This is a genomic window from Massilia sp. Leaf139 (assembly GCF_001424165.1).
In the GTDB taxonomy this organism is placed as follows: Bacteria; Pseudomonadota; Gammaproteobacteria; order Burkholderiales; family Burkholderiaceae_D; genus Telluria.
In genome coordinates this window covers 1310446-1324536 of record NZ_LMOJ01000001.1, presented here as the reverse complement: position 1 = coordinate 1324536, position 14091 = coordinate 1310446, and the positions used below count along the sequence as shown (strand labels likewise).

8 protein-coding genes are annotated in these 14091 nt (G+C 67.1%); 2 read left to right on the top strand and 6 right to left on the bottom strand.

Translation table 11 applies throughout. The features are described from left to right. Positions 1–26 precede the first annotated feature (26 nt). Positions 27–1529 (bottom strand): bifunctional ADP-dependent NAD(P)H-hydrate dehydratase/NAD(P)H-hydrate epimerase, encoded by a 1503-nt coding sequence (locus ASF77_RS05885; RefSeq protein ID WP_056335773.1) that lies wholly within the window; start codon positions 1527–1529, stop codon positions 27–29. Positions 1530–1626: 97 nt separating this feature from the next. Here ASF77_RS05885 and ASF77_RS05880 point away from each other — a divergent pair, with 97 nt between their 5' ends. Beyond that, on the top strand, positions 1627–5226 hold the full coding sequence (locus ASF77_RS05880) for a hydantoinase B/oxoprolinase family protein (protein WP_056335771.1): 3600 nt from the start codon (positions 1627–1629) through the stop codon (positions 5224–5226). A 34-nt stretch (positions 5227–5260) separates the two neighbouring features. Here the strand turns inward: ASF77_RS05880 and ASF77_RS05875 are convergent, their stop codons facing one another. Next, the gene (locus ASF77_RS05875) at positions 5261–6889 is read right to left on the bottom strand and encodes a tetratricopeptide repeat protein (RefSeq protein ID WP_056335769.1); all 1629 of its coding nucleotides are present in this window, start codon (positions 6887–6889) and stop codon (positions 5261–5263) included. 171 nt (positions 6890–7060) lie between these two features. Between ASF77_RS05875 and purL the strand changes: the two genes are divergently transcribed. Next, complete coding sequence (purL, locus tag ASF77_RS05870; protein ID WP_056335767.1) at positions 7061–11086, top strand: phosphoribosylformylglycinamidine synthase; 4026 nt, start codon at positions 7061–7063, stop codon at positions 11084–11086. A 309-nt stretch (positions 11087–11395) separates the two neighbouring features. Here the strand turns inward: purL and ASF77_RS05865 are convergent, their stop codons facing one another. The 4 genes from ASF77_RS05865 to ASF77_RS05850 all read right to left on the bottom strand — a co-directional run bounded on the left by ASF77_RS05865 (position 11396) and on the right by ASF77_RS05850 (position 14082). Continuing rightward, on the bottom strand, positions 11396–12175 hold the full coding sequence (locus ASF77_RS05865) for a peptidylprolyl isomerase (RefSeq protein WP_056335766.1): 780 nt from the start codon (positions 12173–12175) through the stop codon (positions 11396–11398). 82 nt (positions 12176–12257) lie between these two features. After that, positions 12258–13040 carry a peptidyl-prolyl cis-trans isomerase gene (locus ASF77_RS05860; RefSeq protein ID WP_056335763.1) on the bottom strand — a complete coding sequence of 261 codons (783 nt, stop codon included), beginning with the start codon at positions 13038–13040 and terminating at the stop codon, positions 12258–12260. Positions 13041–13150: 110 nt separating this feature from the next. After that, positions 13151–13447, bottom strand: coding sequence for a BolA family transcriptional regulator (locus tag ASF77_RS05855; RefSeq protein WP_056335760.1), 297 nt, complete (start codon positions 13445–13447; stop codon positions 13151–13153). Between the two features lie 2 nt (positions 13448–13449). Further along, positions 13450–14082, bottom strand: a complete 633-nt coding sequence (locus tag ASF77_RS05850) for a septation protein A (protein ID WP_056335756.1) — start codon at positions 14080–14082, stop codon at positions 13450–13452. Positions 14083–14091: the final 9 nt, after the last annotated feature.

Below are 14091 nucleotides of genomic sequence, written 5' to 3'. Positions count from 1 at the left end.
GTTCTCCGCCCGCGCGTTCAAGCAGCTTAAGAACGTCCTGCCGCGTGCTGTTTCACCAGCCCGTTGAACACCGCCCGCACCGCCGCCGGCAATTCCCCGGCCGTCATCCCGACCGGCCCGATCCCTTCCTGCACCAGCCGATCCGCCGCCGCGCCGTGCATCCAGACGGCGCCCACGGCCGCTTCCCAGGCCGGCCAGCCCTGCGCCAGCAGCGCGCCGCAGACGCCCGCCAGCACGTCGCCGCTGCCGCCCGTCGCCAGCCCCGGATTGCCGGTCGGGTTGACCGCCACTTCGCCATCCGGGCGCGCCAGCACGGTGCCGCAGCCCTTGAGCACCACTACCGCCTGCAAGCGCTTGGCGAGGGTGCGGGCGGCGCCCAGGCGGTCGGCCTGCACCTCCACGGCCGTGATCCCGAGCAGCCTCGCCGCTTCCAGCGGATGCGGGGTGACGACCGTCGGTTCCTGGCGCCGCGCCGCGCGCTCCTGCAGTTCCAGGCTGGCCGCCACCAGGTTCAGGCCGTCGGCGTCGATCACGATCGGCGTCGTGCCGTCGATGCCGGCGCCGAGCACGCGCATCGCTTCCATGGCGCCGCCCATACCCGGCCCGAGCACCAGCACGCGTCCGGCCAGCTCGACATCGTGTGCGGCGCGCAGCATCAGCTCCGGCTGCAGCGGGTCGAGCGCCAGGGCGGGCCCCAGCATGGCCGCGAACACGCGTCCGGCGCCCGCGTACAGCGCCGCGCGCGCGGCCAGGATCGCGGCGCCGGCCATGCCGTGCGCCCCGCCGATCACCGCTACGTCGCCGTACTGGCCCTTGTGCGAATTCAGGCGCCGCGGCGCCAGATACGGTGCGAAGAGGGCGGGCGAGGCGATGCTGGCCTGGGCCGGCTCGTACAGGTTCGATTCCAGTTCGAGATCGGCGACCTGCACCGCGCCCGCGTGGTCGCGCCCCTCGGCAGTGTGCAGGCCGGGCTTGTCGCCGATGAAGGTGATCGTGTGGGTCGCGCGTACGGCGACGCCGTTGCCGACGATGGCGCCGCTGTCGGCATCGAGCCCGCTCGGCACGTCCAGCGCCAGCACCGGGCAGGCCAGGCGGTCGATGCCGGTGACGAGCTCGCGGTAGCGCCCCTCCAGCGGGCGTTCCAGGCCGATGCCGAACAGGCCGTCGACCACCAGCGCCCAGTCGCGCACGTCGAGGCCGACGTCGGCGAAATTGGCGCGGCTGGCGCGGGCGCGGGCGAGCGCCTGAGCGGCCTCCGGCGAGACCTTGCCGCTGCCGGCCAGGTGCAGGACGACGACGTCGGCGCCGGCTTCGGCCAGGTTGGCCGCGACCTCGAGCGCGTCGCCGCCGTTGTTGCCGGGGCCGGCCAGCACCAGCACCGGCCGCGCGCGTTCGCTGCCGAGCAGGGCAAGGGCGGCGTCGGCCGCGGCGCGGCCCGCGCGGCGCATCAGGGTGCCCGGCTCCAGGCTGGCCGCGGCGGCCGCTTCGATGGCGCGGATCTGCGCTACGCTGTAAAGACGAGTGTCCATATGAGTTCCAAAATTTTCGTGTTCATGCATTTTCGCCAATTTTCGGGCGCTGGGCGCATACAATACGCGAATACTTGAACCGGCAGGGAGTTTGACGATGGATTGGCAGTTCTGGATCGACCGCGGCGGCACCTTTACCGACATCGTGGCGCGCCGCCCCGACGGTGCGCTGGTCACGCACAAGCTCCTGTCGGAGAACCCCGAACAGTACCGCGACGCGGCCGTGGCGGGCATCCGCCACCTCCTGAGCCTGGCGCCCGGCGCGACCTTGCAGGGCGCCTCCATCGAGGCGGTCAAGATGGGCACCACGGTGGCCACCAACGCGCTCCTCGAACGCAAGGGCGCGAAGACGGCCCTGGCCATCACTCGCGGCTTCCACGACGCCCTGCGGATCGCCTACCAGAACCGGCCCAAGCTGTTCGAGCGCCACATCGTGCTGCCCGAGCTGCTCTACGGCGAGGTGGTCGACGTGGTCGAACGCATCGGCGCCCATGGCGAGATCGTGCGCGAACTCGACCTGGAGCGCGCGCGGCGCGACCTGCAGGCCGTGTTCGACGGCGGCACGCGCGCGCTGGCGATCGTCCTCATGCACGGCTACCGCTACACCCAGCACGAGGAAGCGCTGGCCCGCATCGCGCGCGAAATCGGCTTCACCCAGGTCTCCGCTTCGCACGCGGTCAGCCCGATGATGAAGCTGGTCGCGCGCGGCGACACCACCGTCGTCGACGCCTACCTGTCGCCGATCCTGCGCCGCTACGTCGACCAGGTCGCGAGCGAGCTGCCGGGCGTGAACCTGCAGTTCATGCAGTCGAACGGCGGCCTGACCGACGCCCGTGCCTTCCAGGGCAAGGACAGCATCCTGTCCGGGCCCGCCGGCGGCATCGTCGGCATGGTGCGCGCCAGCCGCCTGGCCGGCTTCGAGCGCGTCATCGGCTTCGACATGGGCGGCACTTCGACCGACGTTTCGCATTACGCGGGCGAGTTCGAACGGGTGTTCGAGACCCAGGTCGCGGGCGTGCGCATGCGCGCCCCGATGATGAGCATCCACACGGTGGCGGCCGGCGGCGGCTCGATCCTGCACTTCGACGGCAGCCGCTACCGCGTCGGCCCGGACAGTGCCGGCGCCAATCCCGGCCCGGCCAGCTACCGGCGCGGCGGGCCGCTCACGGTCACCGACGCCAACCTGATGCTCGGGAAGATCCAGCCGGCGCACTTCCCGCACCTGTTCGGGCCGAACGGCGACGCGCCGCTCGACCTCGACATCGTGCGCGGGAGGTTCACGGCACTGGCCCGCGAGATCGAAGCGGCCAGCGGCGACGCGCGCACGCCGGAACAGGTGGCCGAAGGCTTCATCCAGATCGCGGTCGGCAACATGGCCAACGCGATCAAGCAGATCTCGGTGCAGCGCGGCCACGACGTGACAGACTATGCGCTCACCAGCTTCGGCGGCGCCGGCGGCCAGCACGCCTGCCTGGTGGCCGACGCGCTCGGCATGAAGACGGTGTTCATCCACAGCCTGGCCGGCGTGCTGTCCGCCTATGGCATGGGTCTGGCCGACCAGAGCGCGATGCGCGAGCAGGCGGTCGAGGAACGCCTGCATGAGAGCGGGGCCGCGGCGCTCGGCGCGCGCCTGGAGGCGCTGGCCGCGGCCGCCGTGGGCGAACTTCGCGCGCAGGGTGTGCCCGATGCCCGCATCGAGGTCGTCAAGCGCGTACACCTGCGCTACGAGGGTACCGATTCGGCCCTGGTCGTCGAACATGCCGACGCCGGCGCCATGCAGGCCGCCTTCGAAGCGGCCTACAAGCGCCGCTTCTCCTTCCTGATGCCGGCGCGCGCCCTGATCGTGGAAGCCGTCTCGGTGGAAGCCCTGGGCCGCTCGGAAGCGCCGCCGGAGACGATCGCAGCAAAGACGCAACGCGCCTCGCCGCCGGCGCCGGCGCAAACGGTGCCGATGTTCGGTGCCGGCGAGTGGCGCGCGACCAGCATCTACCGCCGCGCCGACATCGGGCCGGGCGACCTCGTCGCCGGCCCGGCCATCGTCGCCGAAGACAATGCCACCACCGTCATCGAACCCGGCTGGCAGGCGGAAGTCACGCCCTATAACCACCTGGTGCTGCGCCGCGTGGAGGCGCTGCCGGAGCGGCGCGCGATCGGCACAACCGCCGATCCGGTCATGCTGGAGATCTTCAACAACCTGTTCATGTCGATCGCCGAGCAGATGGGCCTGCGCCTGCAGAACACGGCGCATTCGGTGAACATCAAGGAGCGGCTCGACTTCAGCTGCGCCATTTTTGACGCCGACGGCAACCTGGTGGCGAACGCGCCGCACATGCCGGTGCACCTGGGCTCGATGGGCGCGAGCATCAAGACCGTGATGAACGCGAACGCCCGCCGCATGCGCGCCGGCGACGTGTACGTGCTGAACGACCCCTACAATGGCGGCACCCACCTGCCGGACGTGACGGTGATCTCGCCCGTGTTCGACGCAGCGGGACAAGAGATTCTTTTCTACGTCGGCTCGCGCGGCCACCACGCCGACATCGGCGGCACCACGCCCGGCTCGATGCCGCCGGATTCGACGCACATCGACGAGGAGGGCGTCCTGATCGACAACTTCAAGCTGGTCGACGGCGCCGACGGCGTGCTGCGCGAGACTGAAGTCCGCGCCATGCTGACGGGCGCGCGCTACCCGGCGCGCAATCCGGATCAAAATCTGGCCGACCTGCGCGCCCAGGTCGCGGCCAACCAGAAGGGCGTCGAAGAGCTGCACCGGATGGTCGCGCACTTCGGCCTGGACGTGGTGCGCGCCTACATGGGCCACGTGCAGGACAATGCCGAAGAGGCCGTTCGGCGCGTGATCACAGCCCTGGACGACGGCGCCTTCACGGTGGAACTCGACAACGGCGCGCGCATCGCGGTGGCGGTCAGCGTCGACCGCCAGGCGCGCAGCGCCCGCATCGATTTCACGGGCACCTCGTCCCAGCTGCCGAACAACTTCAATGCGCCGTCGAGCGTCTGCATGGCGGCCGTGCTCTACGTGTTCCGCACCCTGGTGCAGGACGAGATTCCGCTCAACGGAGGCTGCCTGAAACCGCTGGAAGTGATCATCCCGCCCGGTTCCATGCTCAACCCGCATTACCCGGCCTCGGTCGTCTCGGGCAACGTCGAGACTTCGACCTGCATCACCAACGCCCTCTACGGCGCGCTGGGCGTGATGGCGGCCTCGCAGGGCACGATGAACAACTTCACCTTCGGGAATGCGAAGTACCAGTACTACGAAACCATCTCCGGCGGCAGCGGCGCGGGCGAGGGCTTCGACGGCACCGACGTCGTCCAGACCAACATGACCAACTCGCGCCTGACCGATCCGGAGATCCTGGAGTTCCGCTTCCCGGTGCGGCTGGAGAGCTATGCGATCCGCACCGGCTCAAGCGGCGCCGGGCGCTGGTGCGGCGGCAATGGCGGCGTGCGTGAAGTGCGCTTCCTGGAGCCGATGACGGCGGCGATCCTGTCCAACAACCGGATTTACGCGCCCTTCGGCATGGCCGGCGGCGGGCCCGGGCAGCGCGGGATCAACACGGTGGTGCGCGCGGACGGGCGGGTCGAGCAGATCGGGCACATCGGCAAGGTGGAGATGGCGGCGGGCGACATGTTCGTGATCGCCACGCCAGGCGGGGGAGGGTATGGCGAACCGTAGGGTATATGCCGAATGCGCCGGCGCGGGCCGGCCATCAGCCCGAAATACCGTACTTCCGCCGCATCGCGTGGTACTCCGCCTCCAGCGGCTCCAGCCGCGGATGCTGCGCATCGATCGCCCGGATCTTCTCCAGCTGCGCGCGGCATAGTGCGCCCAGCGGGTGATCCCAGCCCAGCTCGTTGATCTGGCGGAGCACGCCGCCGGCCACGGCGATCATCACCTGCAGGTTCTGCGGCGCCATGTGCAGCGCCTCCAGCAGGGTCTGCACCGCACCGCGCACGTCGCCCATGTTGCGCTTCTCGTCGGCCACGCCGAGCAGGATCTGGGCTTGGGCCTTGAGCTGCTGCTGGACGCCGTCGGCCAGGTCGCGCCGGCCCGCTTCGGCGAACAGGGCCAGGGCGTCCTGCGAAGTGATGCCGCTGCCCGTATCGTTCACCACCGCCATCATCACGTCCTGCGCGCCCTTGTCGAAGCGGTGCTCGAGGCAGGCGCGCACCAGGCCCAGCTTCAGGCCGGTGGACAAGCCGCTGCTGGCGCGCACGGCGCCCACGGCGCCCTGCAGGTCGGCCAGGGCGCCGGCGCGATTGCCGGCGGCGTCGTGCACGGCGGCGTTGGAGACGGCCACGCACGCGTCCAGTTCGGGCGAGGCTTTCATCGAGCGCTCCAGTTCGCGCACCACGCCGCTCGCACCGAGCACGTCGCCGCGCTTGACCAGCGCTTTTACGAGACGCACGTGGTCTTCCGGATCGCGGAACTCCGAATAGCGCGCCTTGGCGACTACCTGCCTGAAGGATTTTTCGGCGGCCGCGGCGTCGCCCGCTTCCAGCGCGAGCTCGCCGAGCTTGCGCAGGCGGCGCACCATGTGCGGCGAGATCGCCACGGCTTCCTCGAGGATCTTCTGGGCCTGGGCGTGGTTGCCGGCCGCCTCGTGGCAGCGCGCCAGCAAGTCATAGGCCGCCATCAGGCGCGGATTGGCGGCGACCAGCACCTGCAGCGTCTCGCGCGCGTCCTCGATGTTCTTCTGCGCGAACTGCGCGCGCGCCAGGCCGAGCGCGGCCCAGCCCAGCGCCTTGTAGTCGAGCACCTTGCGGTAGATTTCCTCGGCCTCGCCATGCTGGCCCAGGTTCACATGCAGGTCGGCGCGCAGGCGGGCGAACTCGAGGGCGTAGCGCGGATGGGCGATCTCGGCGGCGGCGGCCGAACGGATCGCTTCCTGCGTCTTGCCCTGGGCGACCAGCTGCCAGGTCGGCAGAAACACGACGCGCCGCTCGAGCGCCCGCCCAATGCGTGCGCCCAGGGTTTCGGCGGTGAAGGGTTTCAGCACATAATCGGTCGGCGCCAGCTCGGCCGCGCCGATCACCTTGCCGTAGACGGCTTCCGAGGTGAGCATGATGAAGATCGCCCAGGGGCTGATCAGGCGGTGGTGGCGCAGGTCTTCCAGCAGCTGCTGGCCGTCCTGGCCGTCACCCGCGTTGCTACCGAGGTCGTATTCGCAGAGGACGATGTCGTAGGCCCGGCGCATCAGCTGGCGGATCGCGGTGCCGGAGTTGACGGCGTATTCGATCTTGCTGATGCCCAGCAGGTTGAGCATGTTCTGCAGGTTGCTGCGCATGCCCGGATTCGGGTCGATCACCAGTACCGATAATTGGCTGTTTTCTTGCATCGTCTCTCTCTTGGACAGCCTCGTGGCCGCGTTCTCCGATCGCTACAATACCGGCAAGCGCCGGGCGCGGCAACCGGCAGCGAGGCTGCGATCGCAGGCAATATTGTCAACCCTGTATAATAGCGGGCTATCTTCCACCCGCAGCCACGCTGCATCAACCGACTTCCAGCCATGTTGATTCTGCCGGGTTCCAACGCCCTGTCTGTATTTCGTAGCCAACGCCTCCTGACCCAACTGCAAGCTGCCGCCCCCGCGATCGCCGCGGTGCAGGCCCGCTTCGTCCATTTCATCGACAGCGGCGCCCCGCTCTCGATCGAGGACACGCGGCAGCTCACCGCCATGCTGACCTACGGCGAGCCGGTGCCGGAGACCCTGTACGAAGGCACCACGGTCGCGTTCTTCGTAATTCCGCGCCTGGGCACGATTTCGCCCTGGGCCTCGAAGGCCACCGACATCGCCCACAACTGCGGCATGGCCCACGTGCACCGCATCGAGCGCGGCGTGGCTTACACGCTGGTCTTGAAGAGCGGGATCCTCGGCAGCAGCATCGGCGCGCCGAAGAAGCTGAGTGAAGAAGAACTGGCCAATGTCGCCGCCTTGCTGCACGACCGCATGACGGAAACCGTGCTGCGCAGCGCCGACGAGGCTTCCCAGCTGTTCCAGGAACTCGAGGGCAAGCCGCTCGAAGCGATCGACGTGCTCGGACAGGGACGCGACGCCCTGGTGCGCGCGAACACGGAACTCGGCCTGGCGATGTCGATCGACGAGATCGACTACCTGTTCGACGCTTTCACGAAAGCGCAGCGCAATCCGACCGACGTCGAGCTGATGATGTTCGCCCAGGCCAACAGCGAACACTGCCGCCACAAGATCTTCAACGCCGACTGGATCATCGACAGCGTGAAGCAGGACAAGTCGCTGTTCGGCATGATCAAGAACACGCACCAGCTGCAGCCGAAGGGCACCGTGGTGGCCTACAGCGACAATTCCTCGATCATGGAAGGTGCGACGGTGACGCGCTTCTTCCCACGCGAAGATGGGGAATACGCGCCGGTCACCGACTTGACCCACACCCTGATGAAGGTCGAGACCCATAACCACCCGACCGCGATTTCGCCCTTCCCGGGCGCCTCCACCGGCGCCGGCGGCGAGATCCGCGACGAAGGCGCGACCGGCCGCGGCGCCAAGCCGAAGGCGGGCCTGACCGGCTTCACGGTCTCGAATCTGCTGCTGCCGGATGCCCAGCGTCCGTGGGAGAACGCCGCCGACGTGACGGCTGCCGGCGCCAAAGCCGACGCTCCTGTCTACGGCAAGCCGGAGCGCATCGCCTCGCCCCTGCAGATCATGATCGACGGCCCCCTCGGCGGCGCCGCCTTCAGCAACGAATTCGGCCGTCCGGTACTCGGCGGTTATTTCCGCACCTACGAGCAGAACGCGCAGGCGGCGGGCGGCGTCTACGGCTACCACAAGCCGATCATGATCGCCGGCGGCATCGGCAACATCTCGGACCAGCACACCTTCAAGAACGACATTCCGGCCGGCAGCCTGCTGATCCAGCTCGGCGGCCCCGGCATGCGCATCGGCATGGGCGGCTCGGCGGCGTCCTCGATGGCGACCGGCACCAACACGGCCGACCTCGACTTCGACTCGGTGCAGCGAGGTAATCCGGAAATGGAACGCCGGGCCCAGGAAGTCATCAACGGTTGCTGGCAGCTGGGCGAGAAGAACCCGATCATCTCGATCCATGACGTCGGCGCCGGCGGCCTCTCGAACGCCTTCCCGGAAATCGTGAACGACGCCAAGCGCGGCGCGACCTTCGATCTGCGCAAGATCCAGCTGGAAGAATCGGGCATGGCGCCGAAGGAAATCTGGTCGAATGAGTCGCAGGAGCGCTATGTGCTGGCGATTGCGCCTGAAAGCCTGAGCTTGTTTGCATCGCTGTGCGAGCGCGAGCGTTCGCCCTTCGCCGTGATCGGCGTCGCCACCGAGGAGCGCCAGTTGCGCGTGGTCGATCCGCAGGCCGGTAACAATCCCGTGGATATGCCGATGGACGTCCTGCTCGGCAAGCCGCCGAAAATGCTGCGCGAGGTCGAGCACGTCCAGCGCGCCCTGCCTGCGATCGACCTGACCGGCATCGAACTGGAAGAGGCGGCGCGCCGTGTGCTGCTGCTGCCGACCGTGGCCGACAAGTCCTTCCTGATCACCATCGGCGACCGCTCGGTCGGCGCCATGACCGCGCGCGACCAGATGGTCGGCCCGTGGCAGGTGCCGGTGGCTGACTGCGCCGTCACCACCATGAGCCACGAAGGCTTCCTTGGCGAAGCGATGGCGATGGGCGAGCGCACCCCGCTGGCCGTGATCGACGCCGCCGCCTCGGGCCGCATGGCCGTGGGCGAGGCGATCACCAACATCGCCGCCGCCCCGATCGCCAGCATCGAAGACATCAAGCTGTCCGCCAACTGGATGGCCGCCTGCGGCCAGCCGGGCCAGGACGCGGCCCTGTTCGACACGGTCAAAGCGGTCGGCATGGAGCTGTGCCCGGCACTGGGCATCAGTATCCCGGTGGGCAAGGATTCGCTGTCGATGCGCACGACCTGGAACGATGACGGCGAAAATAAATCCGTGATCTCGCCGGTGTCGCTGATCGTCTCGTCGTTCGCGCCGGTGACGGACGTACGCCGTTCGCTCACCCCGCAACTGCGCACGGACGTGGGCGACACGGCGCTCGTGCTGATCGACCTCGGCCGCGGCAAGAACCGCCTTGGCGCATCCAGCCTGGCGCAGGTGACCCAGCAGCTGGGCGACTCGGTGCCGGACGTCGATTCGCCGGAAGACCTGAAAGCCTTCTTCGCCGCCGTCCAGCGCCTCAACGGCGAGGGCAAGCTGCTGGCCTACCACGACCGTTCGGATGGCGGCCTGTTCGCCACGCTGGTCGAGATGGCCTTTGCCGGCCGCGCCGGCGTCTCCGTCAACCTCGACATCCTGACCATGGAAGGCGAGCATTCGTCGGACTGGGGCGACGCCAAGAACTGGGCGACGCAGGTGGGCGAGCGCCGCAACGAAATGACGCTGCGCGCCCTGTTCTCGGAAGAGCTGGGCGCCGTGCTGCAGGTGCGCGACGCCGACAAACGCGAAGTCATGAACGTACTGCGCGAACTGGGCCTGGGCGCCTGCAGCCATATCATCGGCAAGGTCAACGAGCGCGGCGCGATCGAATTCACGCGCGACGCCAAAGTCATCTACAACGCCAAGCGCAGCAGCCTGCACCGGCTGTGGTCGGAAACGAGCTGGCGCATCGCGCGCCTGCGCGACAATCCGGACTGCGCCGACCAGGAATACGAGCGCCTCCTGGACGAAAGCGATCCCGGCATCACGCCGATCCTCACTTTCGACCCGAGCGAGGACATCGCCGCCCCGTTCATCGCGACGGGCGTGCGTCCGCGCGTGGCCATCCTGCGCGAGCAGGGCGTCAACTCGCACATCGAGACCGCCTGGGCGATGCACCAGGCCGGCTTCGCCGCCGTCGACGTCCACATGAGCGACCTGATCGCGGGCCGCGCGACACTATCCGACTTCCATGGCGTGATCGCGGTGGGCGGCTTCTCCTACGGCGACGTGCTGGGCGCGGGCGAGGGCTGGGCCAAGACCATCCTGTTCAATGCTCAGCTGGCCGACCAGTTCGCCGCCTTCTTCGCGCGCCAGGACACCTTCGGCCTGGGCGTGTGCAACGGCTGCCAGATGCTGGCCAACCTGAAGCCCATCATCCCGGGCGCCCACGCCTGGCCGAAGTTCACGCGCAACAAGTCGGAGCAGTTCGAGGCGCGCTTCGGCATGGTCGAAGTGCTGGACTCGCCGTCGATCTTCTTCGCCGGCATGGCGGGAACCCAAGCGCCGCTGGCAATCGCCCACGGCGAGGGCTTCGCCGACTTCTCGCTGACCGGCAACCTGGACGAAGTCGTGCAGTCGCTGCGCTACGTCGACAACCGCGGCCAGGCGACCGAGGCCTATCCGTTCAACCCGAACGGCTCGCCGGGCGGCTTGACCGCGGTGACGACGCCGGACGGCCGCTTCACGGCCATGATGCCGCACGCCGAACGCGTGTTCCGCACGGCCGTCCACTCGTGGGCGCCGCCGAGCTGGGGCGACGACGCGCCGTGGATGCGCATGTTCCGCAATGCGCGCAAGTGGGTGGGCTGATCAGCCAGATACGCGAATGAAAAACGCCTCCCTCCGGAGGCGTTGTTGTTCGCGCAGGGTGGTCGGCTCCACCCTGGCATGGGCGCCGACGCTGCGTGTGCGCCGCCCACGCGTTCAACCGACACAAGAACGGCCGCGCGGCATGCATGGGCCGCTTGAACGCGTGGCGGCGTTCAGGTCGCGAGGGGAGCAAACCGTAGGCTGGAGCCGACCGGTGAAGCCGTGGTCGAGGCCATTGGCCCCGACCACCCCTACGGCAATAAAAAAGGCGCTTCCATGGAAGCGCCTTTCTATCGAGCCGATCCGGAATTACTGGATCTTGGCCTTCTTCAGCAGCGACTCGCGGTATTCCGCCAGCTTACGCTGTTGCAGTTGTTCCGCGACCTGCTGCTTGACCTGCTCCAGCGGCGGGATGGTCACTGGACGGGTTTCTTCCAGCTTGATGACGTGGTAGCCGTACTGGGTCTTCACCGGGGTCTCGGTGATGCCGCCTTTTTGCAGGGCGGTCATGGCCTTCGAGAACTCAGGAACGAAACGGCCTGGGTCAGCCCAGCCGAGGTCGCCGCCATTGGCAGCCGAGCCCGGATCCTTGCTCTGCTTGGCCAGTTCGTCGAACTTGCCGCCGGCCTTGAGCTTGCTGATGATGGCTTTCGCGTCTTCTTCCTTCTCGACCAGGATGTGGCGCGCGTGGTATTCCTTGTCCGGTGCGCCGGCTTTCGCCTTGTCGTACTCGGCCTTGATCTCGGCATCCTTGACCGGGTTCTTCTTGACGTAGTCGGCCAGCATCGCGTTGATGATGATGCTCTGGCGCGCGTTGTCGATGGCGGCCTTGACGTCGGCTCTAGCGCCTACGTTCTGCTTGTCGGCTTCCTGGATCAGCACTTCGCGGCCGATCAGGTCTTTCTTGATCATTTCGCGCAGCTGCGGCGAATCGCTTGCACGGCCCTGGGCAACGACCTGCTTGACCATCTGGTCGACCCGCGCTGCCGGAATCGGCTTGCCGTTCACGGTCGCAACGTTTTGGGCGAAGACAGGTGCGGCCACGATGAACGACATGGCGAGCAACAGGCGGGTTGGCTTCAAAATCATTGTTCAGATCCTATAAAAACACGAAAAGTCGCCCGCTGGCGACGCGAGACCGGCGCCAGCGACGGCGCCGGTGGCAAACATCTTACTGTACCTTCGCCTTCTTGACCATTTCCTCTTGGTAAGCCGCCAGTTTGTTCTGGGTGAGGCTTTCCGCGATCTGGGCCTTGATCTCGTCCAGGGCCGGCACTTTCACGGCGCGCGTGTCGTCGACCTTGATGACGTGGAAGCCGGCGCCGGTTTTCACTGGCGTCTCCGTGAACTGACCCTTGTTCAGCTTGGTGAAGCCGGCCGCGAACTCAGGCGGGAAGGCTGCCGGGGTTGCCCAGTCGAGGTCGCCGCCATTGGCTGCCGAACCGGTGTCCTTGCTGGTCTTGGCCAGGTCTTCGAACTTGGCGCCGCCCTTGAGCTTGGTGACGACGGCTTTGGCTTCGTCTTCGGTCGTGGTCAGGATGTGGCGGATGTGGTATTCCTTCTCGCCGGACTGGGTCTTGGCGAAGCGGTCGTACTCGGCCTTGATCTCGGCGTCGGTAACCGGGTTCTTGGCGATGTAATCGCGCGCCAGCTGGTTCACGACGATGGCCTGGCGGGCGCTGTCGAGGGCTTGCTTGACGTCGGGCTTCTTGTCGTAGCCCTGCTTGATGGCTTCCTGCATCAGCACTTCGCGTGCGATCAGATCGCGCTTGATGGCTTCGCGCAGTTGCGGGGAATCCTGGCCTTGGCCCTGGGCGACGACCTGCTTGACGATCGCATCGACGCGCGAGGTCGGGATGGCCTTACCGTTAACGACGGCCAAGTTCTGGGCGAAGGCGGGTGCGGCGATCATGGCGATCAGGGCTAACAGCAGGCGTGCTGGCTTAAAAGTCATTATTGAATTTCCTGTGGAGGGAGTTGCTTGGACGAGATTAGAGTAGTTCTTTTGCAGAGCAGTTCAATACAGAGTGTGAAGCATCATTCTTAAGCCATCCTGAACCGGCCTCAGTCCGATTCGGAAGGCGTCAGGGCCGTGATCGCCAGGGCGTGGATCTCGGCCCGCATCATTTCGGCCACGGCATCATACACCAGTCGATGACGCATGACGAGTCTCAGTCCATGGAAGCGATCCGAGACGATTTTCACGCTGTAATGCCCGCCGCCCGAGGCCGCGCCGGCATGGCCGACGTGCAGGTGGGAGTCGTCGCTGACCTCGAGGAAGCTGGGTTCGAGCGCGGCCGCCAGTGCGGTGTGGATGCGCTCCAGACGTTCGTTGGGGAATTTGGTGGTGCCGGTGTTCATGCTTATGCTTCCTCCTGCGGGATATGCTTCATGAGCAGCATCGACTGGGCGATGGTGAACACGAAGAAGATGGCGGTCATGCCGAAGACCTTGAAATTGACCCAGGCCGCCATGTTGTCGCGGTAGACGACGAAGGCCATCAAGAGGTTCAGCGCGCCGAGCAGGAACAGGAACACGACCCAGGTATAGCCGACGCGGGGCCAGACGGCGTCCGGCAAGGGCAGCGCTTCCTCCATGGCCTTGCGCATCAGGTTCTTGCCGAAGAAGAGCTGGCTGACCAGCAGCGCCGCGGCGAAGATCCAGTAGATGATGGTCGGTTTCCACTTGATGAAGGTTTCGTCGTGCAGGTAGATGGTCATGCCGCCGAAGACGACGATCACGGCCAGCGACACCCACAGCATGCCGTCCACCTTGCGCTTGCGCGCCAGCAGGTAAGCCACCTGGAGCATGGTGGCAATGATGGCGACGACGGTGGCGAGCATGGTCGGCGCCTGCGCGGCCATGATCTTGCCGCCGGAAACCATGCCGCCCAGGTACTGCTCGGCGATCGCGAGCGCGGCCGCCTCGTTGCCGTTGCCGATCTTGTAGACCAGGAAGAACAGGATCAGCGGAAAAAAGTCGAACAAAAATTTCATGGGGTTCCA